Here is a 22,337-nt window from a genome sequence, read left to right on the forward strand (position 1 = left end):
TACGATGCACAGTCATAAGATCGGAAACCATGAGCAGTCACGCCACTTAAGCCACCTGAACTTTCTGTTTACCGGCTGGGGGAGCCGTGTCTATGAGCACACGATGGTCCACCTGACCAGGCCCCTGTATCAACGAGTGATCAAAGATCTGGCCGCGCTTCAGCTCGATGGAGGAAAAGTGCTGGATGTAGGAACAGGACCAGGCGTGTTAGTTAGAGACATTGCCCGCGCTTTTCCCCGGCTTCAGGTTTACGGGGTCGATCTATCAACGGATATGATCCAGCTGGCGCGTGAACGAACCACACTAGAGCAGCTCAATGAACGCGTGCAATTTGATACTGGCGATGTCAGACAGTTGCCTTATCCCGATCACAGCTTTGATGTGATCGTCTCAACGATCAGCCTGCATCACTGGCAAGAGCTTGAGCAGCCTCTGCGCGAGCTCTATCGTGTGCTAAAACCAGGAGGTCGATTGTGGATCTATGATGCCCGCTTTATCAAGCCAGAAATGATAGAGAAGGCGCAGGCCAGCACGCCCCTGGTGGGCACACGCATGGAGCATCAGCTGATAAGAACCGGACGCTGGCCATTGGCGATTTACAGGCGGTTCGCATGGCACCTACATAGTTTCCCCTAGAGAAAAATCAGGTAGCCTTTTGATGTGGTTGAGCCTTATAATAGGGGGCAGCGATACCCATACCCTATAGAGTTTAATCGATAGATAAGGATACGCTGTCTTCCTGACATACAGGCAACCACGATGGTAGCGGGTGCGGCAGGGAAAACAGACCATCATCCTTACCAGCTTCAGGAGCAACCTACCGGCAATGAAAAAATTGTTTGGCGCCTTTATATTGTTCAGCCTCTTTACGGTGTTCATCTCGGCCTGCGCGATGGGTGGCAATACCGCGACCGGCCCGAATCCCGTTCATATGGATAGCACCAGCTTCACGCAATCTTCAATTACGATCAAAAAGGGTGAGATCATCACGCTGATTAATGATGATGCTCCGCCCCACGTCATAGCTAACGGCACCTGGGATGATAGTACGCCAAAACCCGCCATCGAGCCTGGCGCGCCTAAAGTCAATAATATGCAGGTTGATGGCTTCGGCAGCGGCAAACTAGGACCATTTAATACGGCTGGCACCTTCAAGCTCTATTGCACGGTCCACCCTGGCATGAAGATGACAGTAATTGTGAAATAACCTACCTGAACATTTCTATACAAACAAGAGCTCCCAACCTCTGATGAGGTTAGGAGCTCTTGTTTGTATTCAGACAGGCCGCTTCAGGGTTGGACGCTGGTAGCCGGGGATTGCACCGGCGTGGCGGTCGGCTGAGGCGTATCTGTAGGCGTGGCGGCAACGGTTGGGGTGGGAGATGGCATGGTACCGCCGGTCGCGGTGCCATTGATGCCATCGCGGGCAATGTTATAGATATCAGGCGAACCCAGGCCCGTGGTCAGGTCATAGTTGGGTCCGGCCATGTAGTGCAGATTGTTGCCGGTGGTAACGTCATGGAAGGGCGCGTAGGTCTGCTGATTACTGGCGAGCTGGTAGAGCATAGGATTGATCCAGCCGACGCGCTGCTGACCATGCTGCTGCAGGAAATCGTTGAGCAGCGCCGCGCTACCAGCCCACAGGGGCGCGGCCGCGCTGGTGCCACCCACGGTTACATCACCCGAAGTGGGGCATCCGGAAGCGGCGACGGTACAGTAGACCGCGTAGCCCGAGGCTGGATCGGCATCGGCTGCCACGTCGGGTACCTCGCGCATACCGTTGCTACTCTGGTTGTCGACGCCGGGTCCCGTCTGCCAGTCCGGCTTGCTGAAGGTATTGCTGAGTCCACCGCCGCCGCCGGCGCCATTGGGACTACGCTGGGTATCGGTCGGGCTGCTCCAGGCGGACTCGCTGCCATAGTCGCCGCCGTTGGCTAGCTGCAGATGGGTGCCACCCACACCGGTCACGTAGGGATCGCTGGCGGGCGAATCAACGGCCAGGTTCAGATCATTGCAATCATAGGCGCCCGAATCGCCCGCGGCCGCGAAGACCGAGATGCCCTGCGCGGCCGCCTGCTTGAAGATGCCATCCAGCGTCTGCAGCTCAGCCGAACCCGACTGCGCCTCGCATTCGCCCCAACTGACGGAGACGACCTGCGCCTGATTGTCGGTGACGATGCGATTATAGGTATCGTTAACGCCCTGCGTCGAGTTTGGTCCCTCATAGATTAGCTGGTGCGCCTGGGGCGCGATCTCGTTAATAACCTCGATGTCGAGCTCCGCCTCGATCGCTCCCGCGCCGGCTGCGCCATTAGCTCCATCCACCAGCACATTGGTCAGATTGGGCTGGCTAAGATGGTGCTCGGTGGCGAACTGGCTAATATCGGCGGGCTGATAGCCATCTAATTCAAACACAGCCACCGCCTGGCCGTTTCCCTGCACGCCCGCCTGGTAGAGCGGATTGATATCATAGGCACCAGCCAGCTCATTCTGGGCGTAACCAGCGCGCGGGGTCGGAACTAGAGAGGATAACGGATGGAGCTTCACGCTGTCATCCAGACCTCCGATTGAAAGGATGACGGTAGATAAAGCGGCAGGGATCATAGGCGCGCTGGCATTGGCATAGAACGTGCGCGAGCCGAGCTGGTACTTCTGCATCTGAACCTGGAAGGCTGATTCCGCCTGAGACGCCGTACCATGCGCGTTGATCAGCAAACCGTTAGATGATACGCTATCCACCGTCAGACCCTGGCTGCGCAGATAATCAACCACCTGCTGACGCTGATCGGCCGTCGGACTGAACTGGGCCTCGAATTGTTGTGGCGTCAAAAAATGATGATACTGGGTGGAATGGGGATCAGATATGTTGCGCAACAACTGTGTCAGGACATCTTGATGCTGCAGGCGCAGCCCAATCGACAGATTGAGCATCTGTCCGGCATCGATCTCCCCTGCTTTCCTGGCCTGCTTCAATAGCGGCACGGACTGTCCCGCCATCGGGACGCGCTGCTCCGCCTGAGCATGGACCGCGATCGATATACCAGCAATAGCCATTCCTATAACCACAGCAGCTACCACCCACAACCACAGGATCTGTACGAGACGATGTTTCATGCAATTCTCCCGCTAAAAACCAACTGTACATGACATGGCTACAAATAACGTCTATAGGTGTAAGCCACTGGATAAAATGGAGTACGAGTGGCTACTTATGAGAGTAAACGGGAATTGTGGTCAGGCTTCGAGTTTTCGAGGTTACCGTAGCCAAAAAGACTAGTAATTGGCTGAGTTTTAACGTACACTTGGGGTAACAATTGTTACATAGATATGGCCAGAGCGGGATAGGAGTCGGTGGTGATATGGTCGATATATACATAGAAGCGAGACGATTCATGCTAGCCCTGCGTATCATAATTATGCCATAATTGTTAAGTTAAAAGCTATGGCATGTGAGCAAAAACTTTTGCCATAACGTATAATAAAAGCTCATTGGAAGCTCATTATTTTTAATTGCGAGAGGAAAAACGGCTGCATGACAACCATCGCATTTAACAACATAACCAAACGCTACAAGGGAATGGATGCCCCGGCAGTGGATGGGGTCACCTTTGTGGTTCCCGAAGGAAGCACATGCATGCTGGTAGGCACCTCTGGTTCGGGAAAAACCACCCTGTTGCGCATGGTGAATCGCTTAATCGAGCCAACATCAGGAGAAATTCTCTTCGATAATAAAAATGTGCTGCAGGAAAACCCTATCCAGTTGCGGCGTCGCATCGGGTATGTAATTCAGCAGGTCGGCCTGTTTCCGCATATGACGATCGCGGAAAACGTGCGCGTGACCGCCGACATCGCGGGGGGCTGGAACAAGCAAAAGATCAACCAGCGGGTAGATGAACTGCTGGACCTGGTAGGATTGGACCCGGCTGATTATCGCAAGCGCTTCCCTCGTCAGCTCTCCGGAGGTCAGCAGCAGCGCGTGGGCCTGGCCCGCGCCCTGGCTACAGATCCCGCGATCCTGTTGATGGACGAACCATTTGGCGCGCTGGACGCGATTACGCGCGCGCGTATGCAGGATGAGCTCCTGCGTATTCAGCGCGATGTGCATAAAACCATTCTATTTGTCTCACACGATATTGAAGAGGCTTTCAAGCTGGGCGACCAGGTTGCCGTGATGTCACAGGGCAAACTGATTCAGATGGGATCTCCGGTTGAACTGCTGGCGAAACCTGCCGATGAGTTTGTCAGTCAACTGGTGGGAGCGGATAATATCGTGCGCCAGCTACAGTATCTACCCATTGGCAGCACACTCGACAATCGACCAGAGGCCGTATCTTCAGCGCACTGGGGAGATGTTCCCGCGATTTCAAATCAGGCAACGTTATTCGACGCCCTCTTGAAACTCCTCGAAACCAATGCTCCCGCCCTTGCCACTGAAGATCCCCAGAACCAGGAAAAAACCAGATACATCACCCTTCCCGATATTAACCAGGCGATCACGCATTTGCGCAACGATGAAAAGTCGCGTGCCGCGTCAAGCATTTAGCTATGCCTGTGGTTGATGTATTAAAGGAGATCTATGAAATACTTGCTGAGTCCCTATAACTATGATCTGACCGATCCAACAAGCATTCCATACCTGCTGCTACAGCATCTCTACCTGGTTGGATTGACGATGTTGATTTCGCTGATCATCGCTATACCGGTGGGGATCTATGTGGCGCGCAACCGCTGGCTCTATACGCCGGTCATTACCTTTACCGGCGTGCTCTATAGCATTCCAGGCATCGCCCTGCTGGCCCTGCTGATCACGATCCCGGCGATTGGTCTGAGTCTGGCGACGATCATGATTCCGCTGGTCGCCTATACCCAGCTGGTATTGATTCGCAATACAGCGGCGGCCATCAATGGCATTGATCCGCTGCTGCTGGAGGTGGGACGCGCCATGGGGATGAGCCGCTGGCAGCTTCTGCGGCGTGTGACGCTGCCGCTGGCTCTACCGGTGATTATCGCTGGCGTACGCATCGCCACCGTGACCACGGTGGGAACGGCCTCGCTGGCTTCGCTGGTGGACCAGGGAGGACTGGGGGACCTGATCTTCAAAAATCTCACCAGCGGCGATCAGCAAGCTATCATCGCGGGTGCGATCCTCATGAGCCTGTTCGCCGTTGTTGCTGATATCCTGCTGCTCGGCGTCCAGATGCTCCTGAGCCGGGGCCGTAGCGCGACCGCCGTCGCATAGAAGGGGAGAAGTATGGGCGATTTAATCAATTTTATTCAGGATCCCGGCAATGCGTTTGCCGAACATACAATCGCATATCTGCAGATCTGCGCCGTCTCTATCCTCTTTGCGATCATCATCGGGGTGGTGCTCGGTGTGGCCGTCTCGCGCAGCGCCATCCTATCATTTATCGCCGTCAATCTCAGTGGTCTGATGCGCGCCATTCCGGTGATCGCGTTCTTGATCGCGGCGCTCCCCTATCTGGGAGTCGGCTTCAAGCCAACGGTGGTAGCCTTGATCGTGCTGGGCATTCCACCGATCCTGCTCAATACCTATACGGGCATTCGCGGCATCGATCCCTCGATCATCGACGCGGCCCGTGGCATGGGCATGACGCAGTGGCAGATCATCAGCCGCATTCAGACACCATTGGTGCTGCCGATCATCGCCGCTGGCATCCGTACCGCGTCGGTACAGATCGTCGCCACCGCCACCCTGGCTGCGATTATCGGAGCTGGTGGCTATGGTGAATACATCATCGATGGATTGAATAGATTAAATAATGTCGCTATTCTGGCCGGCGCTATTCCGGTAGCGATACTGGCCATTGCCGTAGAATTATTCATGAGCTGGCTGCAGCGCGCCCTGACCCCGCAGGGTCTGCGTGCTCAGGCTCAGACAAACTCATAAATAACCCACACGAGACACAGGCCGCCTCATACAATGGGGGCACGTTCAATGTGTCTTGTATCGACCTTATACTGTAATTGTTTGATTTTTCAGGAGGAAAAATGCCTTCAGTATTCCGCTCACTACGAGCAAAGACCCTTTTCGCGTTAGCCTGCGTACCTCTGTTACTGCTCACCGCCTGCGGCGGCTCCGGCGGTAGCAGCACAACAACAGGTGGCGGCGACACTAATAAGAACGCCAATATTTCCATCACCGTTGGTGGAAAGCTTGATACAGAGTCCAAACTGCTGACCAAGCTCTACACCCTGGTGCTCAGAGACGCGGGCTTCAAGGTGAACGAGAAGCCCGCCTTTGGTAACAATACCATCGTTTTCCAGGGCATCAAGAGCGGCGCCATCGACCTGTATCCTGAGTTCACGGCCACTGGCCTGGATGCCTTGAAAAAGACATCATCGCTGAACGATCAGCAGGATTACCAGACCGTGAAGGATGGCTTCAAGCAGCAGTTCCAGATCGACTGGCTGGACTATTCGCCGCTGAACGACACCTATGCCATCTGCACCAAATCGGGCAATTCCATGGGCCTGAAAAACATCTCGGACCTGGCATCGAAAGCCAAGCAGATTACCTTTGACCTGCCCAGCGATAGCAGCTATGTGTTCGACTACCTGAAACCAAAGTATGGCCTGACCCTGGAAAGCTTCAAGGCTGTGCATAAAGTCGACTACACCATCGGTTTCAAAGAGGTTGGCGGCGGTCAGTCGGATGCCAACTTCTGCTACTCCAGCGACAACGGCATCAACGCCAACAACCTGATCGCGCTGGATGACGACAAGCACGCATTCCCGGCCTACCATCCAGCCCCTATCGTTCGCGATAGCGTGCTGCAGAAGTCTCCGGACATCGCCACTGCTCTGAACGCGCTGGCGCCAAAGATCACCACCGACGTCAGCCTGCAGCTGCAGAAAGCTGTCGCCGACAACGTCAACTCTGGCATGTCACAGTCCAAAGCCATCACCGAGGCCGCGACCAAGTGGCTGAAGGATCAGGGCTTCTGTAAGAAGAACGGTTGCCAGTAAGCCTGTCAACGCCAGTTTTCTGACCACCAACCAGGGACCGCCATCCAGCATATGCTGGGCGACGGTCCTTCTCTCATTCAGAGGAGAGATATGGTGGCATCCTTTATTCATTATTTCAAGAGTTTAGCAGCACAGCCGGAAAGGATTCTTAGTGATGACGACAGCAATCATTGTCCTGGTGGTCGCGGTGGTTTTCGCGGGGGCACTGATGCGAGCCACCTTTGGATTTGGGGAAGCGGTCATCAGCATGCCGTTGCTGGCATTACTGCCGGTCAGTCTCCATACATCGATCGCGCTGATCGGACTGGCCGGTCTCACGGTGGCCGGAATGACCATCTCTTCTGGCTGGCGCCACATCGACCGCTCCGCCTTACTCATGCTGAGCATCGCCACGATCCTGGGCATTCCAGTTGGGCTGGCGCTGGTGAAGTTCGCTCCGGCGGCTATTATCACCAAAGCGCTGGGAGTTTTTCTGATTGGCTATAGCATCTATTCATTGATACGCGATGCCATCACCCAGACGGCTACGTCCCTGTTGCCGGAAAATAGATACTGGATTCTTCCATTTGGCTTCGCCGCCGGTGCCCTGGGTAGCGCCTATAATGTGACGGGCATCCCGGTCGTTGTGTATGGCACACTGCGCCGCTGGAATCAATCCCGCTTCCATGGCACGCTGCAGGCGCACTTCCTGATTGCCGGCATCTTTGTGGTCATTGGCCAGGCCCTCGGCGGCCTCTGGACCGGCAACCTGTTTCTGCTCTACGGACTCTCGCTCCCCGCCATCATCATCGCTACCTTGCTGGGCATGTTTCTCCACCGACGCATTCCAACCGAGAAGTTCAAACAATACGTATTCGTAATCATCCTGGTCCTGGGTGCTCTACTCTTGATCAATCCGAGCTAATCGCAATATGCGTAAGTCAGGGCATCGAGCAGGCCAGCGGTACAGGTTATCCATATGCAAGAACCTGCATATCAGCATCCAGCGGTTGTATACTGATTACGAATAACGAAACAAACAACAACTGATCAGTTTATCAAAAATAGTCGAATCATGTGACATTTAAGGAGTAGCTATGCGTTTAGGAGTACAGGTGCCCAGCTTTACCTGGTCGCAGGATCAGGGATTGATTGGGGATACATTTGCTACCATCGCCGCGCGCGCCGAACGCGCCGGCCTCTATAGTCTGTGGGTAATGGACCATTTCTTTCAGATCAGCATGGTCGGCCCAGCTGAGAATGAGATGCTGGAAGGCTGGAGCGCACTGGCCTTCGCCGCCGGACACACCAACCGCATCAAACTGGGTACGATGGTGACCGGCGTTACCTATCGCCATCCAGGCTTGCTGGTCAAGACCGCCACGACGTTGGATGTGCTCTCGCACGGTCGCGCCTACTTCGGCATCGGCGCCGCCTGGAATGAAGAGGAGCACAAGGGTCTGGGCGTCCCCTTCCCTCCCCTGGCCGAGCGCTTCGAGCGGCTGGAAGAGACCCTACGGCTCGCGCACCAGATGTGGTCCGGAGATGAGAAGCCATTCAATGGCACCCATTATCACCTGGAGCGGCCCCTCAACTCACCACTATCAGTACAGAAGCCGCATCCACCAATCCTGGTTGGCGGCAGCGGCGAAAAGAAGACACTGCGCCTGGTGGCTCAATATGGTGACGCCTGCAACCTGTTCGCCCGCATGGGCAAGGATGAATTACGGCGCAAGCTCGGTATCCTGCAGGACCACTGCCAGACCCTTGGTCGTCCCTATACCGACATTGAGAAGACCACCCTGGATACGCTGCACATTACAAAAGATGGACGCAATAATACGCTCTCACCCAACGCCGCCATCGATCTCTTCGGCAACCTGGCTGAGATGGGAATCGACCAGGCGATCTTCAACATGCCCAACGTATCCGACCCGGAACCCTTCGATCTGCTGGCCACACGCATCGTGCCCGAGGTAGAGAAGATCAAAGTAGCCGGCCGCTAACCAACCGGTAGCAAGAAAGAAAGGACCATCGATCCATGGCGCCACGGACGCAATTGAGCCTGGTTGAGAAGGATTTTGTGCTGCGCCTGCGCGTGGCGCGCCTGGCCACCTCCAATGAGCAGGGGAGCCCGACGCTGGTGCCGGTCTGCTATGCCTTCGATGGTACCCATTTCTTTACGCCACTGGACGAGAAGCCGAAACGTGTACCCGGCACGCAGCTGCGCCGGGTACACAACATCGAGGCGCGCCACGAGGCCAGCCTGCTCATCGACCAGTACAGCGACGATTGGAGCCAGCTCGGCTACGTACAGGTTTACGGCCATGCCGAACTAATCTATCCTGACCATCCGCTTCACACCCCGGCTATGAAACTCCTGCGCGAACGCTACAGCCAGTATCGCGATATGGCCCTTGAACAGGCCCCATTCATTATGCTCACGCCTCGGCGCATCCGCTCCTGGGGACCCGCGCTCCAGCCATAGAGTAGCGCCAGTCCATATCGCTTTTCTGTGAAATTCCCCATATCCTCACAACTACCTCACAACAGAACGCTTTTTGCCTATTGACAGTTTAAATATATTGATGCATGATATGGAAGCTTACCGGCCAGAAGATGCTGCATTTGGAGGAGGAGGAAATGTTATGTCCGCTATCTATAAATACCCTCGTACACCCCATATTGAAGGTTCTGGCATCCAGACAGGCGATGAGGATCTATCCATCCTGCCCTTTCGTGAGCTACGCGGCAAGCGGCTGGTGGTTGAAGAGAAGGTCGATGGGGCCAATAGCGCCATTAGCTGTGACGAAACGGGTCAGGTGCTCCTGCAGAGTCGCGGGCACTATTTAACCGGCGGTCCGCGCGAAGCTCAGTTCCAGCTGTTCAAAACCTGGGCCTATAGCTATAGCTCAGAGTTTCAGCGTGTGCTGACCGACCGCTATATCCTTTACGGCGAATGGCTCTACGCCAAACATACCGTCTTCTATACTGACCTGCCACACTACTTTCTGGAGTTTGATATCTATGACAAACACACGGCGACATTTTTAAGCACCGAACGACGCCAGAGCTTCCTGCGGCAGTTACCATTTGTGGTCTCGACCAGGGTGCTCTATCAGGGCCGGCTCCAAAGGATTCAGCAGCTCCAGGCAATGCTGACACGCTCTCCCTATATCGCTGATGATCATCTGGACCGCCTGCGCGCCCTCTGCGAGGAAAAGCAACTGCGCAGCGAGCAGGCCATCAAAGAAACCGATCCCAGCAACCTGATGGAAGGTCTCTACATCAAAGTCGAAGAGGATGGCTGTGTGCGGGAACGCTGGAAGTACGTGCGTAACAGCTTCAGACAGGCTATCCAGAGCTCAGACACCCATTGGATGAATCGCCCAATCATCCCCAATCTCTTACAGCCAGGGACCTCTCTATTTTCAGAGAGTGCCTGACCCTCGTCATATAGAGAGGGGCTCGTGAGCGCCCCCACACGCGCGTCCGCTGCGCGGCCGCGCCTTTTTGGTGTGGTGGTGCAGCAGGGGCGCATTTGCGCTCCTGCTGCACCACCACACCAAGGAAGAATGAGGTGTTGAATGATATATACGCCTTATATGCAGCCGCCCGTTCAATCAGGTGAAAGTCTCTTTCCGTATTGTCCACGGCCAGACAACCAGTGGCATCTGAATTGGAAGGCCCTACAACAACAATTTTCGTGGCTACAGGCAATGGATGGCGTACCACAATATCCAGCCTACCATGCCGAGGGTGATGTGCTGATCCATACGCATATGGTCGCGGACGCGCTGGTCCAGCATGAACAGTGGCGTTCATTGCCAGTGGATGAACGCCAGCAGTTGTTTGCGGCCGCTCTCTTGCACGACGTAGGCAAACCTGCCTGCACAAAAATCGAGTCGGACGGTATGATCAGTTCGCGCGGTCATGCGCGCCGTGGCGAGTTTCTCAGTCGGCGCATCCTCTGGACCGGCAAGGAACTGACAAATCCTGTACCCTTTGCGCAGCGCGAGTATATCGCGCGCCTGGTACGCCTGCATGGCCTGCCGCTACAGTTCTTGAACCGGAGCAATCCAGAGAAGGCAGTGATTGAGGCCAGCCAGAATGTGCGTCTGGACCACCTGGCATTATTGGCCGAGGCCGATGTACGTGGTCGCATCTGCGCCGATCAAGCTGAACTACTGGAGCGCGTCGAGCTCTTCCGCCTGCTGTGCCAGGAGCAGCAGTGCTATACAGCACCACGGGCCTTTGCGTCTGATTACAGCCGCTTCGTTTATCTGCATAGTACGCAGGGCTATCCCGACTACAAAGCGTACGACGATACCGACTTTGAAGTTGTATTGCTATCAGGCTTACCGGGAGTCGGCAAAGATTACTGGCTGCGGCACCACTACGCCTCCTGGCCTACTATCTCACTGGATGCCATTCGCAAAGAGCTGAAAGTTACAGCCCTGGACGATCAGGGCCACGTCGTACAACTGGCGCGTGAACGGGCGCGCGAATACATGCGCCAGAAGCAGTCCTTCGTCTGGAACGCTACCAATACCACCCGCTTATTACGACAGCAACTAATCGATTTTTTCATTTCTTATAAAGCTCGCACCCATATCGTATATTTAAATGCCCCTTACGACGTCATACTAAAGAGGAATGGTGAAAGGAGCACCAGCATCCCTGTAGCCGTTATTGATAAGCTTTTAGACAAACTGGAGGTGCCTGACGTCACAGAGGCCCACCAGGTTGAGTGGATCAACAACCACTGACTAGAGAGGAGCGCATCCGCCAGCTATCCTGAACAGACAGTAAAATCAGGACAAATATCCCAACATGTATCCCTATCGCAGTGAGAGTTGAGGAAAGGTTATTTCCCGCAACAATCCCGGGTCAAACAGGCATCGATATGGTCGCTGTTATTTATAGCTATTTTGCAGCGAACCTGCTCACCTGGCGATCCGTATCTTCGAGGAGTTCAACATGTTCGCGAACATCCGACACCGCTATCGGTTCATAACACTCATCCTTTCTGGCGTCACAATATTGACGCTCATAATGAGCGCCTGTACGCCGGCTGGCACAGCGAATAAACCATCTCAGACCAACAATACAGCCGTTACCAATGGGGGAACCTGGATCGACGATCTGGTCAATGAACCAGACTCGTTTATCCCCAACGCAACGGTACAGACCTTCGCCCAGATGGTGATGCAGGCCCTGTATACACCGCTCTTCATCGGCGATGCCCAGGGGCAGATTCATCCAGGGCTGGCCACGCGCATACCGACAGTCGCCAATGGTGATATCAGTCAGGACCAGAAAACCTGGACCTTCCATCTACGTCCCAACCTGGTCTGGTCCGATGGACAACCACTGAACGCCGATGATGTGTTATTTACCTGGCAGCTCTGGAAAAATCCCAAATTTGCCGCATCAAATACCAATGTCATCAATCATATTCAATCGGCCGAGGTCTCATCCGATAAGCTGTCGATCACTTTCCATCTTAAAGATGCCTTTGCTCCATTCTTGACCGCCTGGACCGATGGTGGCTATGCACCCATCCCCAAACATCATTTTGAAAGCATTCCACCGGACCAGATCAAGAAGTCGGCCGATAACCGCTTCCCTAGCGTGGTGAGTGGACCATTTATGATGTCAGAAAGCAAGCCCGGCGACCACTACACCGTTGTACGCAATCCCAAATATTATCGCGCCTCCGAGCATCTACCGCACCTGAACAAGGTTATCTTCCGAGCCGTTGGCAACCAGTCTACGGTCCTGGAGGACCTGAAGTCGGGGGCAATCGATTCGGCCTGGTTCCTGGATGCCTCAAAGATCCCTGCCTATAAGAAGCTCAGCAACTACCAGTTGATCCAGACGACTTCGGCCGGCTACGAGGCGATCCATTTTAATGAGAACAATCCGGCGCTGAAGGATGTCAATGTGCGGCAGGCGGTGGCGATGGCCATAGACCAGAAGCAGTTGATCCAGGTAGCGCGCCTGGGGGCGGCCCAGCCCATCTGCACCGATCACAGTGCGGCCTACAAACCCGGCTATCAGGAAGACGCGAAATGTCCCGCGCTTAATGTCGACGGCGCCAACCAGCTGCTGGATAAAGCGGGCTGGAAGATGGGAGCGGATAAGGTGCGGCAGAAAAATGGTCTGCGCCTGGAGTTCCAGTATTCTACCACCGCTAATAACGCCTGGCGTGAAGAGGATGAGACGATCATCCAGTCCGATCTGCAGAAGATCGGCATCAAGATAGATATTCATAACTATCCAGCCTCAACCTTCTTCAGCACCTTCTTACAGAGTGGCAAAGCGGGCAGCTATGACATGGCGGAGTGGACCAGTAGCTATAACTATGATGCCAATGATGCGGCTAACTATGCCTGCGATCAGATCGGCAAATCGAACTTCAACTGGTACTGCAATCCAGCACTGGATGCCCTGTTCAGCAAAGAGCAGCAGACAACCGATGCCAATGCACGCCAGCAGGTCTTTAACCAGATTCATGATATCCTGTTGAAGGATTATCCAACCGTAACCCTGTTTAGTGCCAATGACCTTTCCGTCGCGATCAATGGTACCCACAACTACAAGCCGGGTCCGTTCGTAGCCTCGGAGACGGTTGGTATCATGGATTGGTGGTGCGATAACGGGAATTGTCCCGCCAAAGGCTAGTAGAGTTGTGAAGGTTGTGGCGTCATGACGCCACAACCTTCACAATACCAATAAAAGAAGGAAGCTGTCTATGGGACAATACTTGATACGGCGGCTGCTACAGGCTATTCCGTTGTTGATTTTGACCTCAATCTTGATGTTCCTGCTGATCCACGCCATACCGGGTGGGCCGGATGCTGTGTATGATAATCCAAATCTGGACCCGGCGGGTCGGCAGGCGTTGCGCGCCAGCTTTGGCCTCAACGATCCGCTGCCGGTACAGTATCTGAAGTGGATCGGCAACGCGCTGCACGGCAACTTTGGCAACTCGCTCTACACCAGCCAGCCAGTCAACGAGGTACTGGCCCAGCGCTTTCCGGCCACACTGGAGCTGTTCGTCACCGCCTTTGTGCTTTCACTCATCCTGACAGTTCTGCTGGGCACCCTCTCGGCTGCCCATCAAGGCAGATCGACGGATTATACTATCACGACCCTGGCTTATTTTGGGATCTCAATGCCCATCTTCTTACTTGGACTGATCATGCAGGATGTATTTGCCTCAACCTTGAACTGGCTGCCGCCATCGGGAACGGCGACCCTGGGCTATACGTTTAGTCCGTTCAACGCCTTTCTGGATCACCTGATGCACCTGGTAATGCCGATGATCGTGCTGGCCGTTACCTTTACAGCGCGCTGGAGCCGCTACCTGCGCACCAGTATGATCGATGTGTCCCGGCAAGATTATATGCGGACGGGGCGCGCGAAAGGAGTGGCTCCGGGCAGGCTGCTGCTGCAGCACGCGCTACGCAACGCTGTCATTCCCCTGATCACGATCGTGGCTATCGATTTCGGCTCGGTCGCGGGCGGGGCCGCCATTACCGAAGGCGTTTTCGCCTGGCCGGGCATGGGACAGCTCTTCATCGATTCGCTGAATCGGCGCGATTATCCGGTCCTGTTGACAGCCTTGCTGTTAAGCGCGATCTTCGTCATTATCTTTAACTTGATCGCCGATATTCTCTACGGCGTGATGGACCCACGCATCCGCTATGCATAATTGAAAGGCAGGTCCACCATGGATACATCTGAACAGGTCCAGATACCCGAGGAAGATTTTGAACTGCCGCAGGAGATGACAGCCGAGCTCACCCAGCAGAGGCGCAGCCAGGGAAGGATCATCTTTGATCGCTTTGTGCGCAACCGCGTGGCCACAATTGGCGCGGTCTTTCTGATCATCCTGGTCATCTGCTGCCTCTTCATACCGCTCATACCAGGACATGACAGTCCCAACGCGGTGGGGCAGACCACGCCGTTCGCCGGCGTTTCCTGGCAATATCCCTTCGGGGCCGACAATCTGGGACGTGATACCTTCGCACGCGCCATGATCGGTGGGCGCATCTCGCTACTGGTCGCCTTGAGCTCCATGCTTATCTCGATTCTGCTGGGTACGCTGATCGGGGCGCTGGCCGGCTACTATGGGGGCTGGATCGACAATATCCTGATGCGTCTGACCGACACCATCCTCACCATTCCACTCTACCTGCTACTCTTCGTGCTCTCGGCAACCTTCGCTGATGGGACCCCGACCAGCGTGATCTTCCTGATCGCCATCTTTGGCTGGACCACCTCGGCGCGCCTGGTACGTGGTGAATTCCTGGCCTTGAAGCAGAGAGAATTTGTGCAGGCGGCCGCCACCATTGGAGCGCGCGGTTCCCGGCTGATGTTCTATCATATCCTGCCTAACGCGGCGGGACCCATCATCGTCAACGCCACCTTGCTGGTGGGCAGCAACATCATCCTGGAATCGGTACTCAGCTTTTTCGGCTTCGGCGTCAGCATCCCGATCGCCAGTTGGGGCAGCATGATCAATCAGGGACGCGACTACTTTGACTCATCGCCGCTCTTGATCCTGATCCCTGGCATCCTGATCTTTCTCACGGTGCTTAGCTGCAACCTGGTCGGAGATGGCCTGCGCGACGCCCTTGATCCACATATGACCGAGCGATAAATATGGTGCCCCCTTTATGGTTAAAGCCTGCCATCACTCCTGAGGGGGCATACCCACATTTTTAAGGAAAACCAGGCATATTGTAAAATGGAGGGTACAATGGTATACTCATTGCATTGATCGTCGTCCCTTATGGTTGAAAGGAGGTGTGCTGGATGAACAGATTTCTCGTTTCGATGGGGTTATGCACCTCAGCAACTATGGGGGTAGCAGGTGGCTCATATTCTAAGAAGCAGGACTTGTTAAACTAACAGCAGATCGTTCCATTGCTGTGTAGCGCTCAAAAACTCGATGCTTCTTTTTGCCTGATAAACTGGTGATTCTCCCTCTGTCTCTGCGAAGTGCATAACCAACCTCTCTCATGAATTGGCTCTCAGGAGCTATCTTCAACCATTCAAATCTCTTCCAGGGGTAGTTTTTGCCCGATAACCAGGTAAGAAACGAGAAATAGCAATGAACAGACAGTATAGTCCTCTTCCCCAAAGCAGTGAGACATTTGAGCAGTTACAGTGGACACAAATCGAACCATGGTATCGTGAGCTGATAGCAACGCCACTGTCAGATGAAACGCTGGAAGCGTGGCTGAAGCAGTGGTCGCTGTTGAGTGCGCTGGTCAGCGAAACAAATACCTGGTTGGAAATCGCAACCACTCGCGATACAGCCGATGAAACAGTCTCACAGCGCAGGCAGCGCTTTCTGGATGAAATCTTTACATATGTGCAACCCTTTGAGCAACAGATCAAACAGCAATTACTGGATAGTGGTCTGCACCCCGCGGAACTCACCATCCCTCTTAGCAAACTACGCGCGGACGCGCAACTTTTCCGCTCGGATAATATACCTCTACTAAATGAGGAGAAGAAACTCGGCGAAACATATATGAGCATCAATGGATCTCAGATAGCACAATGGGAAGGGAAAGAGGTTCCCATCTCTTCGCTTCTTTCTATCATCCAGAGTCCCGATCGCGAACGACGCAAGCAGGCATGGAAAACATTCCAGGCACGCAAGAGCGAGGATTATGTGGCCATCAATGAGGTCTGGCGGCAAAGCGTGCAGATTCGTCAGCAGATAGCACGCAATGCAGGCTACAACAACTATCGAGATTACCGCTGGCAACAACTCTATCGTTTCGATTACACTCCTACCGACTGCAAAATGCTGCACGAAGCGGTTGAGCGCGTCGTTGTTCCGCTGGCCGTCCGGTTAGCAGAAAAAAGGCGCCAGTTACTGGGAGTCGAGACCCTACGTCCCTGGGACCTTACCGTCAACGCGCGAACCAGCGCCGAGCCGCGCACAATTAGAGATATTGAGAAGCACCTGCGTCAATGCGCTCGTATGTTTGGGCAGATCGACCCGGCGCTAGGCAGCTATTTTACTAACATGATTAAAGAGCGCTGCTTCGATCTGGATGAGCGGCCTGACAAAGCACCCGGTGGATATAATGCGATCCTGGATGTCAAACAACTACCATTCATTTTTGGTCATGCGATGAATATTCAGGATATCTTATACCTGTGCTGTCACGAGGCGGGGCATGCCTTCCACGCATTTGAGGCGCGCCACCTACCCTATCTGCACCAGCGCAGCGAAACAATGATTCCGATCGAGTTTGGAGAGGTAGCCTCAACCAGTATGGAATATATTGGCGCCATGCACCTGGCTTCTTCCGGAATATGTACAGAGCAAGAAGCACACGCTATCCGCTTGCAGCATCTAGAAGAAACGATAAGAGATCTCACAAGAATGATGCGTGGCGACGCCTTTCAGCATTGGGTGTATGAGTATCCAGAACAGGCAGTAGAACCTGAAGCGGTCGGCCAAAAGTGGGTAGAGCTAGGCAGGCGCTTTGAGCCCTACCTCGATTGGCGCGAGTTGGAAAGCTTCAACAGCCACGGCTGGCAGCATACGCTGCACTTCTTTCTAGTGCCATTCTATTATATCGTGTATGCATTCGCCACCATTGGTGCGCTTCAGGTCTGGCGCAACTACATACGTGATCCCAAAGCCGCTATCAGACGCTATCGCTATGCTCTGTCGCTAGGTGCTACGCACTCACTCCCTGATCTGTACACAGCCGCAGGCGCAAAGTTTGCCTTCGACACGGAAACCCTGCAAGATGTGGTGCAGTTCATCACAGCGCAAATCACAGAACTGGAAATGTAAAACAACCTGTACATGTGCCTTTGAGGGCACATGTACATTTAAAAGGCGGGCAGGCGTTTGGTGGTGCGCAACGTCTCAATCAGAGTGGGGAAGCCAACGCGATCGGCCAGGGCGCGCATGCGCCGAAAGCCATCGCCATAAATAGGGTCGGTGTTGCGCTCTTTGCTCAGGCTATGGTAGCGGCCCTCGTGGGTATTGGTTTCCTGGTAGTAGCGATAGGAGAGTAGTTCGCAGAAGCCTTCTTCAGCCCAGGATGGCAGCTGGTGGATGCCGTTCACAATCAGCCAGACATGGCCGAGCTCGTGGATGGTCACCCCCTGAAAAAGGATCGCGGGCAGGCCCTGGAGCACGGCGATCCCGTTGATCTCGGTGCGGATCAGGCGTCCATTCTGGGTATACATGGCGCTGGTCGTCGCGCCCAGGGAATGTCCGATGTTGCCTTCGCGCAGCAGGTCGTTCAGATGGGCGCGCCCGCATAGGTCCAGGCTGAGGCGCAGATTGTTATACATCAAGCCCTGGCTGTTCATCCAGCGGATGACGCGCGAGAAGAGTGGTTTAGCTTCGGTCGAGCCCTCAATGGCGCTACTGCGGCATACGGAACAGCGAATGGCCTCGGCGCCGGGCTCCTGCTGCTGCGGTGGAACCAGGCGACCACAATAGGCGCAGTGGGGGAACTGCTGCTCGTGCTCGCGACAAAATTTCTGGCCCCAGTAGTCAACCAGAAATTCGCCCACCAGGGGCCTGTGGCAGTAAACGCAGCGAGGTGCGATCTGGCGATTGTAGCACTCGCTATGATAAGGAGCCCCCTGGTGAACCTGGAAAGTACTCCCCTGGATTATCTGACCACAGCCCGCACAGATAAAGTGCTCAGGATGCCAGGTCGCCCCCAGAGCCCTGAGGTAATTGCTCCAGATCGGCTGTCCACAGCCCTTACAAACTGGTTGTACTGCGCCCATGTTGCCTGCTTCCTACTGCAGATAATGTAGCTTGACTCTGCTTCGCCTGCCCTTATATTGGCAGACGGTAATAATCGTAACGGCTCAGTTGCACGAAGCCACAGGAGGTATAAAGACCCAGCGCATGCTCGTTTTCAACCGCCACCTCTAACACGATATTTATCGGCCCGATTTTCAAGATCTCATGCAACGCGTAGATCAGCATCTGCCGCCCATAACCGCGCTTCTGATACCGGGGCAGTACACCGACGCCCGCGATATAAGCCTCGCGTTCACTTCTAAACACATCAATCTTACCAACCACCACACCATCGACGCTGGCCAGATAGAAAGCGCGCTGCTCATCGGTCAGCAGCCTGGTCGAGTACCAGTCAACTTCATCCTCCGGCATCGCAAACGCGGCTGCGGTAATCAGCTTCAAGGTGGCACGATCAGCCAGACCGGCGCGGCGAAATTGGAGCGGAGAAGAGGCTGACAGATCCGGTGGCTGTGGCGCTTGAAAAGCCATCTTATACTCAGAATGATCATATTGTGGCTGCAGTGCTGCTACAAAGGCCTGTCCAGATGCGGATTGATGTTCGACGATAAACAGCAGCGAGGGCAATTGCCGTCTCTGACATTCTTTACGCGCGGCCTCAAGCAAGGTTGCAAAAATGCCACGGCGGCGCCAGGCGGGCGCAACCATGCCGCTGACCTCGGCCTCCTGGCTATTAAAACAAAAGATCGGCAGGTAGCCAACCAGTTTGCCCTCTTCATAGTACAAAAAATCATTACTCTCATCCTGCGGGCGCTTCTGCAGGCTATTCCAATTCAATTTGAGATCTAAATGCTCATACGCGTTACATTCGTCGGCCAGATTACGGATCGCGCTCAGTTCATCCTGACTTAATCCTTGCGCGATATACAGACCCTGTTTACTACTCATTCAGCTATGTCTATTCTTTCTCTATTCATACTAACCATCGCATTGCCCCAACATCATCTATATACTATGCATCATACAATGAAAGCGAAAAAAAGTATAGAAAAAGCTGCACCCTTTACCGGAATAATGGGTAGATCTCGAAGAATACCGCTCATAAATAGGGTATTTGACAGTTGCCAAAAATCTGTAATTATGTTATGCTATCTATAAATATCTGTAGGTGGTTTTCAATCCAGTGAAAGAAGAAGAACCGAAGCTGTTGCGAGTCAGCCGTGCGGCTCACGAGTTGGGATTACATCCTTTCACCGTGCGCAAATGGGTGAAAGCTGGCAAAATCCAGGCGATCCGTGTGGGAAACGAAGCGCGTATCCCTCGGTCGGAAATCGAGCGACTGGTGGGGAAAATTGATGGCCGTCTGCTCGTCCTCTATGGGCGTGTGAGCGGGCATGGACAAAAAGACGACTTGGACATTCAACTCCAGCGTCTTCACGTGTGGGCAGCAAACGAACGTCGTGGACAGGAACTGTTGGTGCTCTCCGATATTGGCTCAGGACTCTCCGCCTCCCGCAAGCAGTTGCGGCGGCTTCTCACGTTGGTCTGTGAAGACAAAGTGAGGGAAGTCGCTATCACCTACGAAGATCGCTTAACACGCTTTGGGCAAGAATACCTGGAAACGCTTTTTGCCTCCTTCGGCGTCACCCTCACGGTGTTGGAACCAGGAGAAGAGAAAACGCCAGAGCAAGAACTGACGGATGATCTGCTGGCCGTAATCGCCTCGTTTTCAGGGCGACTGTATGGCATGCGTTCTCACAAACAGAAAGAGCTCTTGAAGTGCGCACAGGCCGTGATCAACAATCCCTGAGCTATCCGCTGCGTCTGCCGGATGAGATCCAGGCGGATGCACTGCGACTCCTCGATACGTCCCGTGAGGTGATCAATCTCACGGTTACGGCTCTATGGGAGCGCCTTGACGAGTTTGCCACGCGCAGCAACAGGTACGCCTACAAACAGATTGAGGAGATGATGGCTCCCCCCCTTGCTCATGGTCATCGGCAATGGCGTTGCGAGGCTGAGCAAGCAGGAAGGATTCTTCGGGGGCAAGCCGAGCGCAAACAGCAGTTCGCGCTGGTTCTCCCTCTGCTCGAACAAGGAATGATCCAGCCCAAAACAGAGACGAAACGGGCTGGAAAGAAGCGGAAGGTTATCAAGCAAGCATTGACCGATCTGTGTGAGATCAATTCAGATGGAGGAAACGCGGTCGAACTGCAAAGCCTGATCGAGCAGGCGTGCAACTTTTACCTGGCAAACGGCTGTTTCCCCAGCACCTACGAAGAGATGCAACCGATTCCCGTGCTCAAAGCAAGCATCTTACCGTATGCTGGCGACGATGGACCAGAGATGGGGCAAACCTATCGCATGAGCTATGATCTTGATCAGAAGCGTCTCACACTTGCCTTGCGTACTCCCGATGTGCAGGGAACATGGGGACGGAATTGGCGCGAGAAGGCCGTTCAGATGAAGCTGCCTGACTTCGTGGTGGGGCGAGCAAAAGCTGGGCATCCACTCGCTCCCACGTTGCGAGAAATCGTCGAGGCTGATGGCGTTCGCTCCGCCGTGCTGGATTTCATCATCGAGGTTCCGGTGGACGAGTCGGCCCCCTTTGCAGAAATTCAGACGGTCCTGGGCTTCGATTGGGGCGTCAGGGTGCTGGTGACCGCCAGCGTGGTCGATCTCGACGGCCACCAGATCGGGCGTCCGTTCTTTCTCAACACCGGCCCGTTTGATGGCCGACAAGCTCGTTTGCGTCGCCAAATCGACCAACTCAAAGCCAATGTGGCCCGACTGGAACAGCAACGGGATCGATATCCCTCTGGCGATCCCAGGCGCAAACCCTCAGAGGAAGCGCTTTCCATCGTGCGCCGGGAGATCAGTCGGTGCTGGCGGAAGTACGAAGCCAGAAATAACGACCTGGCGCACCTGGCAGCCAATATCCTGCTGGTGTTGGCAACTGCCTTTGATTGTCGGCTGATCGCCGGAGAATCCCTGAAATCGATGAAGTCAGCTGGACGCGGGCGCGGAGCAAAAGGGCGCTGGAGAAACTGGCGCAATAACTCCCAGGTGCGTGGGGAACTGTGGCGGGTGCTACGCTACAAATGTTTCCTTGCTGGGATACGTCTCGAATGGCAGCAGCCTCGCCATACTTCGCACACCTGTCCTCGCTGTGGCAGCCCCGCCAACACCTTTCGTTCCCCTGAACATCGCTCATCCGTGAGCGAGTGGGGAGCCTGGCTCTCCTGCTCCCATCCACAATGCCTCTGGAATGGTTCCAGAGATTATGCCGCTTCCGTAAATATCGCCCGCTTGGGCGCAGCCTTGATTCGTCATGCATACACCACCGGACGGGTAAAACACCTGGTCATCACGAACCCGTCGGTTCAACCCGTTTCCTACATGGGAATGTGGGCGGCGCTACGGTTACCGCCGCTGGTCCTTCGGGACCACCTGATGCACTCAGGACGAATCTACTGCAATGGGTGGAAAGTATCCGTGAAGCTCCGTTCGTCGTATGCCACACCCATCATGCTTCGATTCTGTGGCTAAGGCAAACAAAAGTTAAGGATAACAGCACTTAATAGTAGATTTTAGTAACGG

The 22,337-nt window shown here is 54.5% G+C and carries 20 protein-coding genes; 17 read left to right on the plus strand and 3 right to left on the minus strand.

Annotation, left to right across the window (positions count from 1 at the left end; all coding sequences use genetic code 11):
* Positions 1-4 precede the first annotated feature (4 nt).
* On the plus strand, positions 5-637 hold the full coding sequence (locus tag KTT_RS05895) for a class I SAM-dependent methyltransferase (RefSeq protein ID WP_218030839.1): 633 nt from the start codon (positions 5-7) through the stop codon (positions 635-637).
* 190 nt (positions 638-827) lie between these two features.
* On the plus strand, positions 828-1,208 hold the full coding sequence (locus KTT_RS05900; protein ID WP_126595096.1) for a cupredoxin domain-containing protein: 381 nt from the start codon (positions 828-830) through the stop codon (positions 1,206-1,208).
* 83 nt (positions 1,209-1,291) lie between these two features.
* Here the strand turns inward: KTT_RS05900 and KTT_RS05905 are convergent, their stop codons facing one another.
* Positions 1,292-3,115 (minus strand): S53 family peptidase, encoded by a 1,824-nt coding sequence (locus KTT_RS05905; RefSeq protein WP_126595097.1) that lies wholly within the window; start codon positions 3,113-3,115, stop codon positions 1,292-1,294.
* Between the two features lie 418 nt (positions 3,116-3,533).
* On the opposite strand from KTT_RS05905, the gene KTT_RS05910 reads away from it, so the two are divergent.
* The 13 genes from KTT_RS05910 to KTT_RS05970 all read left to right on the plus strand — a co-directional run bounded on the left by KTT_RS05910 (position 3,534) and on the right by KTT_RS05970 (position 17,804).
* On the plus strand, positions 3,534-4,544 hold the full coding sequence (locus KTT_RS05910) for an ABC transporter ATP-binding protein (protein ID WP_126595098.1): 1,011 nt from the start codon (positions 3,534-3,536) through the stop codon (positions 4,542-4,544).
* Between the two features lie 33 nt (positions 4,545-4,577).
* A complete protein-coding gene (locus KTT_RS05915; protein ID WP_126595099.1) occupies positions 4,578-5,240 on the plus strand; it encodes an ABC transporter permease in 663 nt (220 codons plus the stop codon).
* Positions 5,241-5,252: 12 nt separating this feature from the next.
* On the plus strand, positions 5,253-5,909 hold the full coding sequence (locus KTT_RS05920; protein WP_126595100.1) for an ABC transporter permease: 657 nt from the start codon (positions 5,253-5,255) through the stop codon (positions 5,907-5,909).
* Positions 5,910-6,010: 101 nt separating this feature from the next.
* The gene (locus KTT_RS05925) at positions 6,011-6,988 is read left to right on the plus strand and encodes a glycine betaine ABC transporter substrate-binding protein (RefSeq protein WP_126595101.1); all 978 of its coding nucleotides are present in this window, start codon (positions 6,011-6,013) and stop codon (positions 6,986-6,988) included.
* 154 nt (positions 6,989-7,142) lie between these two features.
* Positions 7,143-7,892, plus strand: coding sequence for a sulfite exporter TauE/SafE family protein (locus KTT_RS05930; protein ID WP_126595102.1), 750 nt, complete (start codon positions 7,143-7,145; stop codon positions 7,890-7,892).
* A gap of 172 nt (positions 7,893-8,064) precedes the next feature.
* Positions 8,065-8,973: an LLM class F420-dependent oxidoreductase gene (locus KTT_RS05935; protein WP_126595103.1), complete on the plus strand. Its 909-nt coding sequence runs from the start codon at positions 8,065-8,067 to the stop codon at positions 8,971-8,973.
* Between the two features lie 35 nt (positions 8,974-9,008).
* The gene (locus KTT_RS05940; RefSeq protein ID WP_126595104.1) at positions 9,009-9,455 is read left to right on the plus strand and encodes a TIGR03668 family PPOX class F420-dependent oxidoreductase; all 447 of its coding nucleotides are present in this window, start codon (positions 9,009-9,011) and stop codon (positions 9,453-9,455) included.
* 160 nt (positions 9,456-9,615) lie between these two features.
* Positions 9,616-10,413: an RNA ligase family protein gene (locus KTT_RS05945; protein ID WP_126595105.1), complete on the plus strand. Its 798-nt coding sequence runs from the start codon at positions 9,616-9,618 to the stop codon at positions 10,411-10,413.
* A gap of 141 nt (positions 10,414-10,554) precedes the next feature.
* Positions 10,555-11,736 carry an AAA family ATPase gene (locus tag KTT_RS05950; protein WP_235845613.1) on the plus strand — a complete coding sequence of 394 codons (1,182 nt, stop codon included), beginning with the start codon at positions 10,555-10,557 and terminating at the stop codon, positions 11,734-11,736.
* 211 nt (positions 11,737-11,947) lie between these two features.
* On the plus strand, positions 11,948-13,654 hold the full coding sequence (locus KTT_RS05955) for an ABC transporter substrate-binding protein (RefSeq protein WP_126595106.1): 1,707 nt from the start codon (positions 11,948-11,950) through the stop codon (positions 13,652-13,654).
* Positions 13,655-13,724: 70 nt separating this feature from the next.
* Positions 13,725-14,687: an ABC transporter permease gene (locus KTT_RS05960; protein ID WP_126595107.1), complete on the plus strand. Its 963-nt coding sequence runs from the start codon at positions 13,725-13,727 to the stop codon at positions 14,685-14,687.
* Between the two features lie 18 nt (positions 14,688-14,705).
* On the plus strand, positions 14,706-15,638 hold the full coding sequence (locus tag KTT_RS05965) for an ABC transporter permease (protein ID WP_126595108.1): 933 nt from the start codon (positions 14,706-14,708) through the stop codon (positions 15,636-15,638).
* Between the two features lie 453 nt (positions 15,639-16,091).
* A complete protein-coding gene (locus tag KTT_RS05970; protein ID WP_126595109.1) occupies positions 16,092-17,804 on the plus strand; it encodes a M3 family oligoendopeptidase in 1,713 nt (570 codons plus the stop codon).
* 38 nt (positions 17,805-17,842) lie between these two features.
* Here the strand turns inward: KTT_RS05970 and KTT_RS05975 are convergent, their stop codons facing one another.
* Positions 17,843-18,760, minus strand: coding sequence for a protein DA1 (locus KTT_RS05975; protein WP_126595110.1), 918 nt, complete (start codon positions 18,758-18,760; stop codon positions 17,843-17,845).
* 52 nt (positions 18,761-18,812) lie between these two features.
* Positions 18,813-19,685, minus strand: coding sequence for a GNAT family N-acetyltransferase (locus KTT_RS05980; protein ID WP_126595111.1), 873 nt, complete (start codon positions 19,683-19,685; stop codon positions 18,813-18,815).
* Between the two features lie 235 nt (positions 19,686-19,920).
* Here KTT_RS05980 and KTT_RS05985 point away from each other — a divergent pair, with 235 nt between their 5' ends.
* Together KTT_RS05985 and KTT_RS05990 are read left to right on the plus strand one after the other, a co-directional pair.
* Complete coding sequence (locus KTT_RS05985; protein WP_160145675.1) at positions 19,921-20,547, plus strand: IS607 family transposase; 627 nt, start codon at positions 19,921-19,923, stop codon at positions 20,545-20,547.
* Positions 20,517-22,286 (plus strand): zinc ribbon domain-containing protein, encoded by a 1,770-nt coding sequence (locus KTT_RS05990; RefSeq protein ID WP_126595113.1) that lies wholly within the window; start codon positions 20,517-20,519, stop codon positions 22,284-22,286. The genes KTT_RS05985 and KTT_RS05990 overlap by 31 nt, the downstream gene beginning before the upstream one ends.
* The last annotated feature ends 51 nt before the right edge of the window (positions 22,287-22,337 follow it).

Source organism: Dictyobacter aurantiacus (assembly GCF_003967515.1).
Taxonomy (GTDB): domain Bacteria; phylum Chloroflexota; class Ktedonobacteria; order Ktedonobacterales; family Ktedonobacteraceae; genus Dictyobacter; species Dictyobacter aurantiacus.